The sequence below is a fragment of the Primorskyibacter sedentarius genome (assembly GCF_004342065.1).
In the GTDB taxonomy this organism is placed as follows: Bacteria; Pseudomonadota; Alphaproteobacteria; order Rhodobacterales; family Rhodobacteraceae; genus Primorskyibacter; species Primorskyibacter sedentarius.
The window spans coordinates 1-17,469 of the sequence record NZ_SLZU01000015.1 but is presented as its reverse complement, the minus strand read 5'-3'; the positions used below and the strand labels follow the sequence as shown (position 1 = coordinate 17,469).

Annotated in this window: 15 protein-coding genes; 7 read left to right on the top strand and 8 right to left on the bottom strand. The window is 58.5% G+C overall.

The genetic code is table 11. The features are described 5' to 3' along the window. Positions 1 to 7: 7 nt before the first annotated feature. Positions 8 to 1,564, bottom strand: coding sequence for an ABC transporter substrate-binding protein (locus tag EDD52_RS17165; protein ID WP_132247252.1), 1,557 nt, complete (start codon positions 1,562 to 1,564; stop codon positions 8 to 10). A 570-nt stretch (positions 1,565 to 2,134) separates the two neighbouring features. Between EDD52_RS17165 and EDD52_RS17160 the strand changes: the two genes are divergently transcribed. The 3 genes from EDD52_RS17160 (at position 2,135) to EDD52_RS17150 (ending at position 5,369) form a co-directional block, all read left to right on the top strand. After that, positions 2,135 to 4,498 carry a DEAD/DEAH box helicase family protein gene (locus EDD52_RS17160; protein WP_132247250.1) on the top strand — a complete coding sequence of 788 codons (2,364 nt, stop codon included), beginning with the start codon at positions 2,135 to 2,137 and terminating at the stop codon, positions 4,496 to 4,498. 326 nt (positions 4,499 to 4,824) lie between these two features. Continuing rightward, positions 4,825 to 5,064: a DUF7249 family protein gene (locus tag EDD52_RS17155; RefSeq protein ID WP_132247248.1), complete on the top strand. Its 240-nt coding sequence runs from the start codon at positions 4,825 to 4,827 to the stop codon at positions 5,062 to 5,064. Positions 5,065 to 5,120: 56 nt separating this feature from the next. Then, entirely contained in the window at positions 5,121 to 5,369 is a 249-nt protein-coding gene (locus tag EDD52_RS17150; protein ID WP_132247246.1) for a hypothetical protein, read from the top strand. A gap of 99 nt (positions 5,370 to 5,468) precedes the next feature. Here the strand turns inward: EDD52_RS17150 and EDD52_RS17145 are convergent, their stop codons facing one another. From EDD52_RS17145 to EDD52_RS17120, 6 genes are all read right to left on the bottom strand, one after another. Further along, positions 5,469 to 5,891: a hypothetical protein gene (locus EDD52_RS17145; RefSeq protein WP_132247244.1), complete on the bottom strand. Its 423-nt coding sequence runs from the start codon at positions 5,889 to 5,891 to the stop codon at positions 5,469 to 5,471. Between the two features lie 198 nt (positions 5,892 to 6,089). Further along, positions 6,090 to 6,530, bottom strand: a complete 441-nt coding sequence (locus tag EDD52_RS17140) for a hypothetical protein (protein WP_132247242.1) — start codon at positions 6,528 to 6,530, stop codon at positions 6,090 to 6,092. Positions 6,531 to 6,622: 92 nt separating this feature from the next. Continuing rightward, complete coding sequence (locus tag EDD52_RS17135; RefSeq protein ID WP_132247240.1) at positions 6,623 to 7,090, bottom strand: hypothetical protein; 468 nt, start codon at positions 7,088 to 7,090, stop codon at positions 6,623 to 6,625. Positions 7,091 to 7,262: 172 nt separating this feature from the next. After that, positions 7,263 to 8,957 carry a hypothetical protein gene (locus EDD52_RS17130; RefSeq protein WP_132247238.1) on the bottom strand — a complete coding sequence of 565 codons (1,695 nt, stop codon included), beginning with the start codon at positions 8,955 to 8,957 and terminating at the stop codon, positions 7,263 to 7,265. 1 nt (position 8,958) lies between these two features. Continuing rightward, positions 8,959 to 10,806: a hypothetical protein gene (locus EDD52_RS17125; protein WP_132247236.1), complete on the bottom strand. Its 1,848-nt coding sequence runs from the start codon at positions 10,804 to 10,806 to the stop codon at positions 8,959 to 8,961. A gap of 223 nt (positions 10,807 to 11,029) precedes the next feature. Next, positions 11,030 to 11,494: a helix-turn-helix transcriptional regulator gene (locus EDD52_RS17120; RefSeq protein ID WP_132247234.1), complete on the bottom strand. Its 465-nt coding sequence runs from the start codon at positions 11,492 to 11,494 to the stop codon at positions 11,030 to 11,032. Positions 11,495 to 11,816: 322 nt separating this feature from the next. On the opposite strand from EDD52_RS17120, the gene EDD52_RS17115 reads away from it, so the two are divergent. Both EDD52_RS17115 and EDD52_RS17110 read left to right on the top strand, forming a co-directional pair. Next, on the top strand, positions 11,817 to 12,803 hold the full coding sequence (locus tag EDD52_RS17115; protein WP_243651996.1) for a DUF4238 domain-containing protein: 987 nt from the start codon (positions 11,817 to 11,819) through the stop codon (positions 12,801 to 12,803). Between the two features lie 307 nt (positions 12,804 to 13,110). Further along, on the top strand, positions 13,111 to 13,377 hold the full coding sequence (locus tag EDD52_RS17110) for a hypothetical protein (protein WP_132247230.1): 267 nt from the start codon (positions 13,111 to 13,113) through the stop codon (positions 13,375 to 13,377). A gap of 114 nt (positions 13,378 to 13,491) precedes the next feature. Here the strand turns inward: EDD52_RS17110 and EDD52_RS17105 are convergent, their stop codons facing one another. Continuing rightward, positions 13,492 to 13,755 carry a hypothetical protein gene (locus EDD52_RS17105; RefSeq protein ID WP_132247228.1) on the bottom strand — a complete coding sequence of 88 codons (264 nt, stop codon included), beginning with the start codon at positions 13,753 to 13,755 and terminating at the stop codon, positions 13,492 to 13,494. A 286-nt stretch (positions 13,756 to 14,041) separates the two neighbouring features. Here EDD52_RS17105 and EDD52_RS17100 point away from each other — a divergent pair, with 286 nt between their 5' ends. Continuing rightward, positions 14,042 to 14,842, top strand: coding sequence for a Hachiman antiphage defense system protein HamA (locus EDD52_RS17100; protein WP_132247226.1), 801 nt, complete (start codon positions 14,042 to 14,044; stop codon positions 14,840 to 14,842). Further along, positions 14,835 to 17,279 carry a DEAD/DEAH box helicase gene (locus EDD52_RS17095; RefSeq protein ID WP_132247224.1) on the top strand — a complete coding sequence of 815 codons (2,445 nt, stop codon included), beginning with the start codon at positions 14,835 to 14,837 and terminating at the stop codon, positions 17,277 to 17,279. Before EDD52_RS17100 ends, EDD52_RS17095 begins: the two co-directional genes overlap by 8 nt. Positions 17,280 to 17,469 lie beyond the last annotated feature (190 nt).

Below are 17,469 nucleotides of genomic sequence, written 5' to 3'. Positions count from 1 at the left end.
GCCCGCATCATTCCAGTGGAAGCCAGTCGCCAAGGTCGCCGATGCTGCCGTCCGGGTAGTAAGCCGGGCGTACGCCCCGACTGAGCGCGAGCTTTTTCTCTTGTGCAATGGGAAGGAGAGCCGAGTTATCCGAGAGGATGGTCTGAGCAGTCCTCATCAGTTCCACTCGTGCCTCAACATTGTCGGTGAAACTCGCTTTCTCCACGATATCGTTGTATTCCTCGTTCTGGAAACCCAGGGAGAAGAAGCCGCTGTTCTCCGTCGTGAAGGCCAAAAGGCTGGAAGTGCCATCGAGATTCTGCCCGGCGACGCGCCTGATCGCCAGATCGTAGACGTTTTTCTGGAAATCCGCGAAGAAGTCGGCGGCGGGTCTGGCGATAACCTCCGTCCTGATCCCGATCTCCCGAAGCTGCGAAGCGATGCTCTGCGCCATCTCGATCTCGGATTTCGTTTCCCGGGCACCAATGCGGACGACTTCGTCGAAGTAAGCGGCTTCACGAACCAGAACTTGCGCCTCTTCGGGGCTGAAGTTTTCCAGTCGCTCCGGTAGGGCGCCGAGCACGAAATCTGCTATAACGCCCGTTGCCTCTCGCGCGCCGTTCGGGCCGTAGCCCTCACGCAGCACAGTCCTGGGGTCTATTCCGAGAAGCGCCGCCCTGCGCAGGGAGGGATCGGAGAGGGGGCCGTTGGTCGAGTTGAAGGCGACGTAGCTCACTGTCGCTGTCGGGACGTCCGTTAGCACAACGTCGCGCTCCTCTGCGGCGATCTCTTCAAACGCCTGCGCCTTTTCCTTCAACACGTCCGGCGTTGCTTCTGTATGATGGATTTGGCCCGACCTGAAGCGTAACTCGGCCTCTTGCTCCGAAAGGATCACCAAGAAACGGGCGCCCGTGATCTCAGGCTGCTCTCCCGACCAGTTTGGATCTGCGTCGAGGTCCAGATGGCTCATCTCGTCGAGGTAAGCGATCTTATAGCGTCCGCTACTGTGGCCCGGACGTGTCGTGAACTGCCTGCCACTCATTGCCTCGACCCGCTCACGAGAGACGACACAGCCCGGTCCTCGCGCCAGGACACCGGTCATCATGCCCGTCACGGGACCTGCCATCGATACCAGGAGCGTTTTGTCGTCGTCGACCTCGACATTTGTTAATCCGCTCCAGCTTCGCGCGCGCAAAGCATTGAGAGGAGGGTCCGTCAACCCGGCGATCCGCTTAAAGGAGTAGGCCACGTCGTCGGCGGTAATCGCGGAGGATCCCCCAGACCAGGACTGGGCACGCAGGTCGAATTCGATCTCGGTAGGGCTCCGCTCGTTCCAAGCGGCGGCCAGTTGAGGCTCAACAGTCCACCCGCCTGAATTCTGCCGTTTCAACCTAACCAGCGGTGCGAGGATATTGCGAGTGATTATCTCGTCATGCCGGGCGAAGTTGGCGGGATCGAAATTATTGAAGTAGTCGGGATGACGAATGACAGTTCGACCGCTGCTGGCGGCGCGCACATGCGGTGTAGAGAGCGCTGCCGCAGATGCCGCAAGAAAAGTAAGTGTGTGCCTTCGCGTGACCATCATAAAGCACTCGTGCAGAGAAATCGAGTTTTCAAACAAATGCAGTTTAGCACGTTCCGTAGCCGATCTGGGAAATTTTCAACGAATGTACCGAAGTGCGTTCAAGGAGATTGCGGTGATTTGGGCGAGTTCGCTTGTCCCGAGGACGAAGGTCGAGTGGGGCGATGATGACAGTTCGTCCGAGCCCGAAGCACCAATCTTGTAGTCGACATGCAGGGTAGACGTTGAAAGCAATACGCGAATTCGCCCTTACTCATAGTCCTTGGGGTTGTCTTTCCTGCGTTGACACATCCCCGGTGGTTTGCAGCGGTACATGGGAGCTGTCCAACTGGTCTCTGAGCCTGTCGCCATCCGAGACTGCCTGCAGCATGAGACGGGGTAGGCGGCACGGACGATCCTCGTTGTCATCGGTCAGCCAACCGCGGGCGTGGCACGTCGCCAGAGGCCGAACGGCAGTCAATCTTGACGGTTCAGCGTTTTCTTTTCGGCATTTAACTCGAATTGTTGGCAACAACCGTTTTGAGTTAGGGCAAACCGCAACGAGGAGCGTGGGTGCGAACCGAAATTATGCGCATGACACATCATGCACACCCCACCACCGCCCCGTCCGCCGATGCCGTTCCTGCGTCGGCTCCCGTAATTCGCAACACGAAAGGTCAGTTCGCCGGCACGGACGTCGTGCCCTGGCCGCATCCCGCGCCGGTAACGAACTTCGCCAGTCTCGAGGAGGTCGGACGCACGATCGACGAGACTGTCTTCACCATCCTCGGCGATGCCGCCGCCCACGATTTTGAAAGCGAGGATCCGGCTCCGGCTCTTGCGCTCGCCCCCAGTCCGGGAAGCGGCAAGACGACCAGGACGCAGGCGATCCTCGCCGGAAACTCGCGAACCCGGATTGGCGGTGATGCGCTTTTCCTGTCGCCCACGACGGATCTTTCTGAGGAGGCGTGTGACAGGGCGCGTGCTCTGGCCACGGACACAAACGGCACTCTTACGGCACAGATCCGCGGACGTTCGTCCTTGGACCCCGAAAAACCGAGTTCCCGCATGTGCCAGAAGTGGGAACTGGCGGAGAAGGTGGCCGGTGCGGGCCTGAAGGTCGGCGACACGCTGTGCCAATTGCGCGAAGGGAAAGGCGCCGACGAGATCGTGCGGCGCTGCCCGCTGTTCGACAGCTGCGCCTATCAGCGGCAAAGCTTCGAGCTGCCCGAGGGTATCCCTGTCGACCGCTATGGCGCGCACAACTTCATCTATCTGCCGACGCCCACCGGACGCACAAAGGCACTGCGTGTTGTGGACGAGAAATTCTGGCCCAAGATGCTGCGCCCGACCTCGGTGTCGGTGGAATCCTTCACCCGGGACCGGCGATTTCCCGAACCAAAAGACGAACCGGCAGAAAGCAACATCATTCTGCGGGCTGCGAAAAAAGTCATCGACGTCCTCCGCTCGGGTCGCGACTTTTCGAGCTTGCCCTATGATGGAACGCAATACCGTCGTTTTGCATTGGAGGAGCGGGAAAACGTCGAACAGCTGCCTGCGATCAAGCCAGACATGACGACAGAGGAGCAGATCAAGGCGTTCGCGCGGTTCCAGGCCTGCAAATCCAACGCCCACCGATACGCGCGGATCTGGGAAGCCTTGGCAGATGCCCGAGATCTTGGCCGGGTAACACCGGATCGGATCTCGCTTCGCCTTCGGCGATATATGGCGGATAATGGCGACACCACGGAAGTCGAGGAGATCGTCTGTCACGGCGCGAGGAAAGTCCTGGGCAACATTCCGACGCTCATCCTCGACGCGGATGCAAGCGAGACCATTCTCCACACCTTCTTTCCCGGGATCGAGGTCAGCGCCCAGCGGTTGCAGCCGAACGCGGAGATCACTCAGGTCTCGAACCTGCGGATGAGTACGACGCAGCTGCTCGGATCCGGTAAACTTCGACAAGAGTGCCGGTTGCTAATCGAGACCGAAGTCGAACGGGACAGGAATGACCGCGTCGGCGGTGTTCTTGTCGGTTGCACGAAAAAGGTGGCCCGCAAGTTCTTCGAAGAAGCCGGACTAATTTCGCGGTCGACGCCGGATTGCGAGGCCGTTAGGATCATGCTCGATCGCAAGCTTTTCGGCGCGAGCTGGCTATGGTTCGGTGACAGGGCACTCGGGTCGAACCGTTACGAGAATTACTCGACGGTCATCGTTCTGGGCCGGAACGAGCTGCCGGTGGAGGCGCTGGAGGATCAGGGCCGCAGCCTTTTCGGCGACCGGGACGAACGGCCATTGCAGTTCGTAAAAGCTGACGAGAATGGCCGCCGCCAGATGCCCGAGGTTCTTGTCCCCTACGAGATGTCGTCCGGAGAGAGCGTGGCGGCGTCAGTTCGTGTGCACCCTGACGACCGGATCCGGGAAATCCAGATGCAGCACCGGGAATGCTGCACGCGGCAGTTGGTCGAGCGCCTGCGGCTTGCACGGGCGCCCTATCGCAAACGGGTGATCTTGGCCTGTAACATCCCCATTCCGGGCATTCCGGTAGACAATTTGGTCCGGTTCGATGATCTTTTGCCCCGGATCGGTCGTTTGGGTAAGGCGCTTCGGGAGGCCGCGAGCGGAAACCGGGCTCTGGTCCTGACTGCCAAGGAACTGCCGAAATGCACCCCTGGTGCGTTCAAGAGCGACAAGGCCGCGGAAACCTGGCTGGCCCGCACCCGGAAAAACCCTCGCGCCGCTATGAATGACATCAATAGCGGTGTGAGGGGTTTAGAACTGCATGCGATCCGAATCCGACGGGACTTGCCGCGCGCCCGGGCCGAGACCTGTCTCGTCTTGGCCCGGGCGGGGGAATGTCCGCGACAGGTGGCCGAAGTGGCGCATGGGCCGCTACGTGATTCCACCCCGATCTCGACGTTGAATGCTGCGAGTGTCTTCAGCAGCAAGGCTATTTGACCCGCGAATATCGGGGCCGACGGGCGCTGGCATCTGCGCTGGCAAGCAAGTTGAGGCCGTCGGGCGCCGTGCTTGGTTCCCTGTCAGGGCCGGTTGACCCATCTCGACCGGGTTCCTCGCCCCTTGGCCCCGAAGATCGAAGAGCGCCGACATGACGCGCAGCGCAGCGCAACTTTGCGGTTCCCGGCTCCGCGGCGCGTGTCAAAAAAGGGGCCGATGTTGCGAAACCGGAAACAGTGAGTTTCTGCGCCACGCCCACCGATGCGTTTCCGCAACGACGCAATCGAAACGATCTCCTGTTCAGAACAAGAAAAGGAGATCAAGATATGAAGACCAAGAGGAAACCCAGTGCTTACAATGGCGATAAAAGCTGGAAAACGTGGAGCATCTCAATGGAGTTCAGCAACGACTATGGTCTTTATCAAAAGACATGCAGGCTCGTCGAAGAATTCGGAATCAGCTGTGCCGCTGCGTTTCTTTGCGAGGAACTCGCTGGTCAGACGACGGCCGATGGTGCGGTATTCAACAAGACTGCCATTTGTCTCGCATTGTGTGATTGGCGCTGAACCCCTGCGGAACTCGGCACGGTGTCGCCGCACGTCCAGAAGAAAGGAAAGTTGACATGGTCATTGCTATCGGAGGTCAAATCGCGTTCGACGTGGACCAGCATTGCGCCCTCGACGTTGAAGCGACTGCGTCAGACGTAATCGCCGCAATAGAAGACGACGACAGAGGACTTGCGCCTTTCTTAACTCTGTCGGCCAGTTTAGCATTGATAGCGGAGTTCGAGGGAACCGGGCCTGATGAGCCGACATGGCTCACGACTTCGACCGATCAGGGCGAAATCGCCTGTCTCGAGGACGAGGGCTAAGCGGGGCGATGAAGGCGGTTCGTCCCAGCCCACAGCACCAGTTCCTACGCAGAGTTGAGGCGCCGACGTGGAAAACACCACGCCAACTCGCCCTGCTCATTATCTCTGGGGTTGCCTGTCCCGCGTTGACGTATCCGCGGTTTGCTGCGCTGCAAGGGAGCTGTCCACGAGGTTTCTAAGCCTGTCGTCATCCGAAACTGCCTGAAGCATCAGACGAGTCAGGTGCCACGGAGTAACCTCAGTGTCACCGGCCAGCCAGCCGCAATCGAAGCACATCGCCAGCGCGCGCTTCAAAAGTTGGTCGACCTTCGCGATGTCGGGCGGGGCTTCAGAAGTTGCGGTCGCCAGCTTTCGCGTGATCGCCTCCAGGCCGTCTGCGTCACCGCATCCTGGGTCGATGAATGTCACCATCAGGCGTGCGGCGAACTCGATACTATCTTCGAGGATTTCCATTTCTTTTTCGACATCCATCATGGCGGAGATGCGTTCGAAGCCTTGTGTTTGGCGGGAGTGACGGGTCATGTTGCGTGTCCTTCCTTGGCATCCATTCGAGACGCGGGTGCATGAGGGCGGCTCGGTGATGTAAGTGGGCCCGCGTTTCGGGAGCCCATTCAGCGGAGAACTGCACGGATGCATTTTTTGGGCGGGCGCGCCGACAACTGTAGCAGCAGAAGGATCGTCGGCACGCCCTGACGCGGGTGTTCCCGCTCGCGTGCTCAATCAGGCCGCGGCACGCATCTCTTCCAGTGCCTTTTCCGCGCGCAGGACATCGTGCACCGCCGAGAGTGTGGCGTAGAGCTCGTTCAGCACCGCGAGCGCGCTGGTCAGCCTCTCGGCATCGGGTGTGAGACGTTCCCGGCTCCAGCTCTGGTTCTCCGATACGTTCTCCGGGCTGTGATCGTAGCAGGTCTCCACATAGGTACCCTCGACGATCTCGGAGTCGAGCACGCCGACGATCTCGTGCAGCATCGCAAGGATGCCTTTCTCGAAGATCGCCCCGCTCTGAAGCCGGGCCGCCAGTTTCTTGGCCTCGCGCTTGGGTGCAGGCGCAATGAGGTCGAGCACATCCTGCTCGATGCCGGTCGCGGCGGCGCGGGCCAGCGGGAAGCAGGAGGCGGCCATAGTGGTGAGTTCGTCGGCGGAGGTGCAGGGAAGTTCCATTGTCTGTATCCTTGTTTTGTTGGGGGTCTGGGAGTGCCAGAAGGCGCGGTTCCCTATCGGAAACCGCGATCTTCGTGCGCCTATCGCGCCTTTTACCGGCAATTTTCCTCACGGTAGTGTGCGGCAATATCCGCTTCCGCCTGGATCCGTGCGCGGACGGCGTTCATGCGCGCCAGGAGCGCGTTATCGAGGTGACCGATCACTTTCATCCCTTCGGCCAAGCAATCAGAGCCGCTGTCGTTGATGTGCACGATGGTCCGCCGGGCCCCGACAAAGCGTGTCGGTTTGTCCAGCCCTGCGGACGCGCGAGAAGCGGCCTGCTTGACCAAGATCTCGTAGCCGCGGTTCGCCTTGGTCTTGGCCGACGTGCCGTAGGCGAGTTCGACGAAGCGCTCACCGCCGCAGTCGAAGGTGTCGAGCACCAGGCAGGGTCGACGCTTGGGCCCGTCGACCTCGTCTTCCCCATCGTTGACCGGAAAACGGAACAGGACGACATCGCCGCGCTCTGGCTGGCAAGTATCGTCATCAGCGGGCAGAATTGGGTGGGATTGGTGATACATTGAAGTCTCCTCTTGGCGTGTGAAACGACACCAGCTGAACAACCTTCGAGACCAGGGATCTCTGTTCCGCCGCGCGTCACAGCGACTGCGCGGCGGAACCGATATCCCTTGTGTCCACCCTACTTTACTTGCTGGTCTGCAAGACCAGCATGATTGTCTGAGCCGCAAATCCTTACCCCAGACACTCCTCGAGCAGGGTATCGACCATGTCCTGTCCTTTGCGGCGACGGGCGGCGGCGACGGCCTTGCCCTGGTAGTGGGAGGCGGTGCGCGGGTCCCGCTGCGCAGCGAGTGCCAAGGCCGCCTCCACGCCTTCCGGGCCAAGCTGACCCATTTCCGTATGCACCTGGCTGCGCGAGATATGCGCGCCGGTCCGGAAATGCGTCCGCCAGACGGTCGAGGGATAGCAGGCCGCGAGTTGGCGGCCATCCACGGAACGGAAGAGCGGCGGTCCCTCGGCCATCGCCCGGTCCCGCATCTCCTCGAGCCAGATCGGATCGAGCCCGCGCAGAACCAGCGCGTCGAGGAACGGGGTGAGCACGCCGTGCAACGCTCCGCGCAGCGGCTCATCTTCCTTGGCGGTGACAATATCTACCCGGTAGCGAGTGCCATCGAACAGCACATCCCGACCCCACAGCAGCTGTCCGTCGCGCAGGCGCAACGGCAGCAGGGTCCAGAGCGCCACGATCACTGCCTCGTTGAGCAGGCGCAGCCGGGTCTGGCGCCGGGGCGCCTCGACACTCTCGGCCAGCAGGCGTGTAGCCGTTGCCCAGGTGGCCTTGAGACCAGGCAGTTTGTCGAGCTTGGCAAACTTCAGCGGCACCACCGTGCCGATGTCCCGCCGAAGCAGGGCTTCATGTTCGCGCAACGCGACGAGAAGCAGCGGATCGAGCCCGAGGGCCGCGCCGAACTGCCGCAGGCGCATCACGGCGGTGTGCCGTGTCGCCGGGCGGTTGCCATGGTCACGATACTTCGGATCCTTGCGCGCAGCCGCATGTGCCGCGCGTGACGCTTCGAACCGGCGCACGCCTTCGATGCTGATCGCGACGTCTGCCCCGGCATCCCGCTGCACCTTCACGTATTCGCGCAGAGTCTCCTCCATGCTGTCGATCACGGACGCCGCCGGGACGGCCGTGTGCATCGGCAGCGCCCCGAGGCGCATCCTGGCGAGCAAGGCCCGCCACGCTTCCGGAAGCTCCGCAGCATCGACGCGACGCGTCGCCACGGCCCGAGGAGTGCCAGGGCCTTGACCCGACCGCGGGGGGCTTTTCGCCTCGATCGCTTCCGCCAGAACGACATGGACTGCCGGATTGCCCGGCAGCAGGCGATCGAGCGCGGACTTCAGACTGCGCAGGCGCCGACTCGACCTGGTATCGGCGGTGAAGGCCAAGAAGTCCGCCTCTGTCGGCACGTTGATGCCCCGCGCCTGTGTGAAGGTCAGGAATCGAGCGAGCACGCGCAGATCCTCGAGCGGCACGTAATTAAAGGCGGGCATGTCGCGGTAGGGCGCCAAGAGAGGATCATCACGCAGTTCCTCCCGGCTTCGCCAGTCGCAGGACCGGCTGCGTGGGCGCTTTTCACGGATCGCCGCGCGCACGGTCTCCCGCACGGGGGTCCCGTCCGGCAGGAGCCGGTCGAGGGCCGTGCGTAGATCGTCGAGCCGGCGGGTTGAGCGGTCCCCCGCGACGAAGGCCAGGAAGTCGGCGACGGCGGGCACGGCGATGCCGCGTTCGGCGGCGAAAGTGAAAAACCGATCGAGCGTTCGGAGCTCGCGCCGCCCGACCTGCGTCATCCCCGGCGCCGCCCGTAAGGTGTCGAAATGCGGGGCCGCCAGGATCTCCTCGCGGGGTCTCGTGTCATAGGCCATGTCAGTCCTCCATGAGTCCGACCAGCAGATCCTGACCGTGTTCGACGAGTTTCATCGAGTTTAGCCAGCCGTAGAACTGGCGCAGGGTGCCCAGCGTGTCGTCGATCCGCTTGGCAATCACCTCGATCTCGTTCGGATGCCGATCAAGCAGCAGCGAGGTTTGCCCATGGCGCATCTGGTGTGGCGTCATCGGCATGTTGACGACCGTCCGCATAAGGCCTGCGAACTCGGCCCCGAAGAAGTCGGGATTGAAATGTGCGCCTTGGGTCTTGATGGCCGGGAACAGGAACGGGCTTGTTGCCGCGTGCGGAAACATCGGCCTGATAACCTGCAGATACCAGCGGATCGTGTCGTGACAGCCATGTTTATTTGCCCGGACCGGGAACGCGATCTCGGCCTTATTTTTTGTAAGTTCTGCCGGGATCAGCACCTTGATCGGCTTCTTGCCCGACTCCGGGATTCGGATCTGGGCATCCTCGCCGACACAGGTCAGCCGCATCGCGTTCTCAACGCGGATTGGTGCGCCGCCGATCTCGATCGCGGCGAAACAAGCCGCGGCGCCCAGCATCCGCACGCGCGCGATCTCTCTCGGTGTGGGCTTGCGGTCCTCCGCGGCGATCTGCGCCGAGATGGACTGGGCGGTCGCGCGCAGTTCCTTGAACGCGCCGAGAAACCGCCGACGCAGGGCAGGTTTTTCCACCACGCCCTCACAGAACTTGCGGTTTGTCGGCGTCATGCAGCGGTCGGCCTTCTTGCCCATTCGTGACACCGAGTTGTTGGCCAACACCAGCTTCATCATGGTGGTGTCGATGCCGAGATGCGCGCGGACCTGGTTAAGCCCCTTGAGATACTTGCGTGAGGTGCGCGGCTCGAGGCGGCCGTTCCTGCGGGTCCGCAACCGCCGCGCGAACATCTCGCCGGCGATAGCGCAGAGAATCTCGTCCTCTGCGAGAATGGCTTTCAGATCAGGCTGGTCGGGCCCGATCGCGCCGATCTCGACACCGATGCGCAACGCAGTGCGGAAGGCTGCGCGCAGGACATGCGCGTGTCCTGCATGATCGTCGGCGAAGACCTTGCCCACCGGATCCCAGCCGGTCCTGGTGACCGCCTCGATCCAGGGCAGAAACTGTGCCTCCCAAGAGGGGTGGAGTGCCGTCAGTAGTGGCGCACGGCGCTTGGCTGAAAACCCGATCGGATGGGGCGGCAGAAGCGGTAGGATCTGCGGAAACTCCCGCAACTCGTCAAGCCGCCGGAGCGCGCGGGCGTTGGCCTCCCGTTTGTTGCCGCGGAAATCAGCGTCGATCCTCTGCGCTTCGGCCAGTGTCAGGTCGCGCGGCTGCCAGCCATACGCGCGCGCCACGATCGCAAAAGTTCGGAGCATGGATAACTTCATCGGATGCCATCTGGCGGTCCTGCCGACCTTTCCCTTGCTCAGCGGTTCGATGGCCGCGAAGAGAATGGTCCAGTCATCTTCCTGCGCCCGCAGTGCGGCCTGCTTCTTATGCACGCCCAAAAATTCCCGCAGCGGCGCTTGGAGCCGACGGCGAAACAGCTGATATGCGGTATCGGTGGACCAATGCGTGGGATCGAAGCCGTCGAGCGGAAATCGCTCCTCGAGAAGTGCTAATTCGGCCGGGATCACGGCCAGTGGCTTGTTGAGGCGCTCGCCGGCCTTCGTGATGGCGCTGAGATATCTGTCCCGCGTCTTGTCCGAGATGTCCCTTCGCGCGGCCACATGGGCGTGCATATCGTCGAGCGTTGGGCCGGGTTGGCCCGACACCGCGGGCACCGGTCCGATAGCGGCAGCGGCGTGTGTTGAAGTTCTTGGATGGCTGGTCAGATCAAGCATGCGATGTCCTTTCCGGTCCTGCTTGCGTCAAAATCGAGAGGGTGGGGGTGTGGGTCGCTTGCGTGCGCTTTAAGTCGCCAAAGCGCGCGCGGGACACACACACCTCCGAGGTTGCCGCCCGTGAAACCGGGCGGGTGTCTGTATCCCGGTCGTTTGCGTGTGGGGCAGGTCGTCTGGTTGCATTTGTGTGTGTCCGCGGGTGTCGAAGTCATGGGTGCCGACCTCAATTCGCGGGGGTTAGGGAGCCAAAAGCCGTTATAGCCTTGGCGTATTGTGGAATGGATTGACCCCTATGCCATGCCAGCACCTCGGCCCGGCGCCAGCGTTTGGCGCGGGCCTGCTTGCGCCCGTTCGAGAGGTCGATGACGGCCGGGAACGGTGGCATGCCGACCGCCAACTCGCCCTTCCCCCAGCGGTAGATGATGGAGGTGTCGGCCAGACCGAGCTGCGCCGCCACGTCGTCCGCTGTGAGCAACGGCGCCTTCAGATCGGCCCAATGCGCCGGATCCTGGGTCTCGGATAGGCCGATCGCGTGCAGCACGACAGACCACCGCGTGGTCCCGCCTCGTAACTGGATGCCAAGCGCGCGAAGCACTTTGTTCAAGGCCCGCCGATCAGTGCCGCCAGTCTTCTTCCGGATGCGGAAGAAGTCCTCAAGGTCGTCACGGGTGAGCGGTTGATCCAGCATGGCCCGAGGCAATTAGACCCGGGCGCCGCAGTTCCCAAAATCGTGCGCGGCGTAGGAGACCGATCTTTCGTGCACAACGCTGAATTTTCTCGAATTCGTGACGGCAGCGCGGGGCGCTGTTGCGTTTGCAAGTCGGCCCACAACCGACCTCCAGCCACTCAACTTTGCCGCATCGCGGCGTCTCTGGAGCGGACGTCGGGGCCTTGACGCTACATTCGCGCCCCAAGAGCTGCCTCTGTATAGACCTGCTTCGTTGGAATGATATGAAAAAGGCTGGAAATCAGTTCGAGTAGAGCCATTAGAGGGGAGCGCCTTGTCGAAGGTGAAACGCCAACACTACGTGCTACAGTTCCTGCTGAGAGCATTTTCAGACGACACCGAAAAGTTGAGTGTTTTTGTGCGCGGCAAGGGACTGTCGTTTCGGGCCTCTCCAAAAGATGTCGCATGTCAGCGCTACTATAATGCAGCCAAGCTGGATTCCGGCGAAGTTGACACGCAGACTATTGAAAAGGAATTAAGCCAAGTTGAAGGGGCTGGACCAGCCGCGGTTCATGCACTGCTTTCCGGAGCCAAGCCCACGGTCGAACAACGTGAAGACTTTGCGTTATTCCTGACGTCACAGGATTTTCGTTCGCCGCGGAAAAGGCAAGAATTTGCGGATATGCTGCTCGGGATCGAGCACAATAAGTTTGGCGAAGAAACGGGAAAATCTGTAGAAAGCTACGTTCGGGAAATTACTCAAGCTTCAGAAAGAAGAGACGAGTTTGATGTCGCAAAGCTAACGGACGAGAGCGGGCTGAGAATAGATGAAGACGGGACAATCTCAGTGAGCTTCGAGGCGACCATTAGGTCTTTATCAGCTGCTAAGCATTTTGCCCCCGTAGTATCGAAAATGGACTGGCACCTCTTTCGCGCGCCGCGAGGTATGAGATTTATCATCTCCGATAGCCCGGTGCAGTTATACGAGAGTCCGGAGACACTCGAGAAATTCAGCGGGCCGGCATACTGGCGGCAAGGTAGCTACATTTCTTTACCCTTGACCCCTGAAGTATGTTTCGTGGCAAGTCACCGTCCCAAATCAAGCGGAGTGGAACTGCCTCCCCAATTTGCCGTGAGGGAGGCGAAAGGTTCCGATATTCGCTTCTTCAATCAGCTCCAACTGGCTGGCTGTCTGAAGCAGGTATACGCGACCTCTGATTATCCCTGGCTTCACAAGAAGAGCGCTGAGCTTCCGGAACCGAATACCAACTTGAGCTTCATGCCCGTAAGCGCGGAGGGAGTTCGCATTTCTGTCACTGCCAAGCGCTGAAACAGCGATATACCCTTGAGCGCGCGCCGACGGCAGGTGCACAAGCTGACGAGACTGGGGCAGCTTTCACTCAGGCGGCGGAAGTTCCACCTCCGTCTGCCGATCCTGCCAGATTCGTCTGGAGCTGAGCATATTGTAAGATCCAAATTGGCTGCGACACTTGCGCCAGAGCCTTGATCGCACATGACCTGCCCTTCGCTGCCTTTCATCGTTCGTCTCTGTTGCAGCGTTTGTTTTCCTGCTTAGCGGACATTGGCTTTCGTGATCACCGCCTCTATTCTCTGCCGAAGACCAACGAGGTATTCAGATGCAAAGCGAACCAAACATCGTCATATCCAGCGCCTCGCAGCGCATTGTAGAGGATGGGGTGCCATTCAAGGTGGATATCTACAAACTCGAAGGCGGGGAGGGCTGGACGCTGGAGGTTGTGACCGGAGACGGCACATCCATCGTTTGGGATGATCTCTTCGACGATGATCGGGCAGCTTTCGACGAGGCGCTTAATACTATCCGCAGCGAAGGCGCCGTTGCGTTCGCCAACGGCGGATCGAACGTCATACCGCTCAAACAATAAATGCGGCCCTCTCCGGTCATTCGCCAGACTGGCCATAGGTGCGTCGCAACTTCCCCGAACCGGTCTTTCGCAGCACTCGCGTCACCGCTGTCGCGGCCCGTGATGTTTTCTCGTCTAAGCTTCGTGCCAGTCTCGGATGGAGCGGCATAGGTCGCTCATGGCCATACCGGTCCGCATGCCACTACTCAAAACGGGAACATTTTCGGTGAACATCGGCTCACTTTCCCCGTCTGCAAAAAAGTGAAGCACACCAGTTTCGTTGTCTTCATCCTTGATAAATGTCCAAACGCCGAGATACTCGCCATCGCGCGTAAGTACGTCACCGCGCTCGATACCGTTCTCAAAACCGATGAGATTGATAGGGTATGTGAGTTCCATGATCGCAAGATTATGTGAGTTCTATGATCGCAAGATACAGTGCCACAACGAACATGCAACGCCTCTGCGACTTACCTGGGCGAACACACGTTCACTTGCGGCCCAAACTGGACGTTGACTTGAGCATCGCCAGCGCTCCGACGAGCAAGAGCTTGTACGAGATCATCATATATCTTTCTGCTTGCAAAGATGGAGGTAAAGGAAGACCGTAACGAGGGGGTACCTTTCAAAGGATTAGATCTTCTATCCTGACAAATTCTGCTTTGAAAAGGATCGTGAAAGGAGCATGTTGGAAGGCGTTCAATTAGAAAAGAGTGAAACGAGCTCATTATGTTTCACCATTGACGATATCTCCGATGAGTTAAAAAACGTTATCCGGGCGCGCCTGTCGGAGATTTGCTATGGCGCAGCCAAGGCATCGAGAACATCGGTTATCTATTCATACGAGAAGACGCTCACAGCTTTCCTCGACAAATTCGACACCAAATCCGCCGACACACAAAAGGGCATGATCGGCGAGCTGCTTACCCACGTACTGTTCTTGCATTACGAAGACGAGTTTCGTGCGGCCTCACCATTTTTCAACATGGAGGAGGACTCGATCAAAAAGGGATTTGACCTCGTCTTACATCATAAGGGCACGAGCGAAATCTGGTTTGTTGAGGTGAAAGCTGGCGAGTGCGGTGTGGAAACAAGCATCAACAAGCTGGGCGGTCTTTTGTCTCTTGCAAAAAATGGCCTGAAGACCGCTTTGAATAGCGAACGACACACGCTTTGGCAAAACGCGGTAAACGGGGCCAGTTTGGTCATTCAGGATTCAGGGCTCAAGTCACAAATCGAGACGCTGCTTGAGAGTTTCAACGAAAAGGCTGTAGCAGGTAAATCAGCAAGTCAGGACTACAACGCTGTCCTGGTGGCTGTGTGTTTTTCCGGCGGTCAGGCGTTCGCTACCGGAGCGGAGTTTGAAGGAAGGCACACCACACAGAAGGATATGAATGAGTTCCGGGATTTGATGTCAATTGCGCTGCAAAAGGACACCATCCAAAGCGTCGTAGATTTCCTACGGAGCGAGGTTGACGATGGCTAAGGCACCGCTCAAAACACTCAGAAACTCGGGTTTCTTTGAGCTTTATCAATCGCTGTTAACTCGTGGTGAATTGAGCCGGGCGCAAGCGGAAACACTTCTGGCCGCGGCTGTCCTGTTCCTGAACAATGACAACCCGGATGTCACCGCGTTGGGATACCGGATTGTTGTGATGTATGCGAACCTTACGGGCGACTACGTTCCGCTATACGACGTTGCGATTGGCCGAGGGTTCATGCCGATTGTGGACAGTGTACAATCGGGCTTGGCGGCGGAGGACGAGACCGCCCATTTTTTCCCGGAATATCTTTCATCACTGCTGGAGTTGTTCGAAGTCGAAGGCGCGGTCTTCACTCAACAACAACTGGATTTGGGAAACTTCTTTTTCGAGCACAATCTGACGGACGTGACGGTTACGGCTCCTACATCTTATGGGAAGTCCGAGCTGATTTCCGGGTTCTGCAATCGCAATCTCCAGAGCAATATCTGCGTCTTGGTGCCGACCAAAGCTTTGCTGGCCCAAACCAAGCAACGCTTGCTGAGAAAGCTCGTTGCTGGAGACAACCGTCAAATCATCACCCACGCCGAGATGTTTCAGGGTGGTGATCGCAAATTTCTGGCGGTCTTGACCCAAGAGCGGTTACTTAGGTTTTTCATCAAGCATCCAAGTGTCAATTTTGACTTTGTCTTTGTAGATGAAGCGCACAACTTGCTTGGGGAGGACACACGGGCTTTGTTGTTGGCTAAGGTGATCATCCTGCAAAAGCGGCGAAATCCGGCGGCGCGTTTCAAGTACCTGACACCGTTTTTAGTCGATCACAAGAACTTGCGACTTCGATACGCTGAAATCCAGCCAGAGGAGTACAAGGTCAAGGAAGGCCTGAAGACCGAGCGGTTCTACTTGGTTGACTGCCGGGAGGACGAAGCTGTCCAACTTTACGATCAATATTTCGACAGATTCGTTCAGTGCGGTGAAGATGCCTTCGATGACGAACTTGAGTTGATTTTGCAGAAGGCCGCCAAGAAGAATATCATTTTCTTCAACCTGCCCAAAAAGATTGAGCAGTTCATGCGTGCTTTTCTTCCGCGCAATGACAGTGTCGAAAGCGATAGTGTCGCGCGGGTGTGTGAGAGCATTTCAGATTTTCTCCACAGTGAGTATTTGCTTGTTGAGGGTCTGCGCAAAGGCGTCTTGTACCACCATGGTTCAGTCCCGGACATCGTGAAGCTTTACATTGAGCGCGCCTATAGCGAGATCCCTGAAATCCGCCATATCGTGTGCAACTCAACTTTGCTTGAAGGAGTGAACATCCCAGCAGAGAAGATGTTCATTTTTGAAAACAAAAAGGGACCAAGAAACCTATCCAAGTCCGAGTTTCGAAATCTGGTAGGCCGGGTGTGCAGGTTCAATGAAATATTCAACGGCGAGACTGGGAATCTCAGAATGCTCGAACCGGAGATATACCTGGTTGGAAGCGATGCCTATCTGGATGGTCGGGCCAATTTGAAAAAGTTCATCAAGACCGTCGCACAGGTTGATTTGAAGCTTCAAGATGAGATCGATAACGTGTTGCTGGAAGAGCGGTTGATCGAAGATGACGACGCTGAAGAGCGTAAGCGCGAGGCCGATGAATTTCTTGAGAACGTCCTTCCGGGCACCACAGGGCTGGACGTCGCCCGCGCCGCTACGCCGGTAGGCCGCGCATGCTTTCTGAACAACGTCTCTGAGATAGAGGTTCTACAGCACGAGGTAGAAATCCAGGGTATACTCGACGGTCTTGTTGAGCCGCTTCAGAATTCAAATGAAGTCATGGAGTTGATTGCTGCTGCGTTTGTGCCGTTCCTCAAGGACGGTGCGGCCTTCGACATTCTTCGCCGTTTACAGGAGGAGAACGCCCAGACCTTCTACGCCATGCTCATTGACTGGAAGATCAAAGGCGCGTCCTACGCGGAAATGATCAGGAACTTCCTTCGCTATTGGGAGGGTATGGGCGGCGATGAAGTGTATGTCGGGAAGTGGGGTGATATCGCCAGGGAAGGCTCTTTTCGCCAGAGCTGGGTTGTCATCAGCGAGAAGACGCATGCCGAACAAGTGAATCTGGCGATAGTGCGGATCAAGGAGGAGCAGGATTTCGTTGATAATCACTTGCTCAAATACGTGGAGCTTCTGCACGATCTCGGGAAGCTTGATGAAGAGCTGTACCTAAAGGTTAAGTACGGAACGACCAATCAGGACAAGATCAGATTGATGAACTTCGGGGTGAACTCGATACTGGCGGGAAAGCTCATCGACAACTACTCAGAGTTTGTTGATGTCCAGCAAGACGCTGGCATTGTCAATCTCAGACTCGAATTGATAGAGCGAATGCGACAGGACGGCGAGAACGAAATCTTGGTGTTCGAAGCTGAAATGCATATGGGGCTAAACCACAACTTCTAAACCCGCAATAGATGTTCCGCCACTGCTATCGAATGACCGCTCAGGCATAGCTCGCATATCAATTCGCGCATGCAGCGAAGGTCTCCTTCCCGCCGATTCTGTGGAAAAACAACGTGTTGCGGTCGCAGAAAGTAGTGCGCTGAACTGACCGCGAGCGCCTTTCTGATCAGGCTTTGCGCGTTTGCTGCGG

Bases quoted from the DNA above. Each gene is read 5' to 3' on its own strand.
- EDD52_RS17140 (WP_132247242.1), bottom strand. From the start codon at position 6,530: ATGGAACTTCCCTGCACCTCCGCCGACGAACTCACCACTATGGCCGCC.
- EDD52_RS17135 (WP_132247240.1), bottom strand. From the start codon at position 7,090: ATGTATCACCAATCCCACCCAATTCTGCCCGCTGATGACGATACTTGC.
- EDD52_RS17105 (WP_132247228.1), bottom strand. From the start codon at position 13,755: ATGGAACTCACATACCCTATCAATCTCATCGGTTTTGAGAACGGTATC.
- EDD52_RS17120 (WP_132247234.1), bottom strand. From the start codon at position 11,494: ATGCTGGATCAACCGCTCACCCGTGACGACCTTGAGGACTTCTTCCGC.
- EDD52_RS17095 (WP_132247224.1), top strand. From the start codon at position 14,835: ATGGCTAAGGCACCGCTCAAAACACTCAGAAACTCGGGTTTCTTTGAG.
- EDD52_RS17165 (WP_132247252.1), bottom strand. From the start codon at position 1,564: ATGATGGTCACGCGAAGGCACACACTTACTTTTCTTGCGGCATCTGCG.
- EDD52_RS17130 (WP_132247238.1), bottom strand. From the start codon at position 8,957: ATGGCCTATGACACGAGACCCCGCGAGGAGATCCTGGCGGCCCCGCAT.
- EDD52_RS17110 (WP_132247230.1), top strand. From the start codon at position 13,111: ATGCAAAGCGAACCAAACATCGTCATATCCAGCGCCTCGCAGCGCATT.
- EDD52_RS17145 (WP_132247244.1), bottom strand. From the start codon at position 5,891: ATGACCCGTCACTCCCGCCAAACACAAGGCTTCGAACGCATCTCCGCC.
- EDD52_RS17155 (WP_132247248.1), top strand. From the start codon at position 4,825: ATGAAGACCAAGAGGAAACCCAGTGCTTACAATGGCGATAAAAGCTGG.
- EDD52_RS17150 (WP_132247246.1), top strand. From the start codon at position 5,121: ATGGTCATTGCTATCGGAGGTCAAATCGCGTTCGACGTGGACCAGCAT.
- EDD52_RS17100 (WP_132247226.1), top strand. From the start codon at position 14,042: ATGTTGGAAGGCGTTCAATTAGAAAAGAGTGAAACGAGCTCATTATGT.
- EDD52_RS17125 (WP_132247236.1), bottom strand. From the start codon at position 10,806: ATGCTTGATCTGACCAGCCATCCAAGAACTTCAACACACGCCGCTGCC.
- EDD52_RS17160 (WP_132247250.1), top strand. From the start codon at position 2,135: ATGACACATCATGCACACCCCACCACCGCCCCGTCCGCCGATGCCGTT.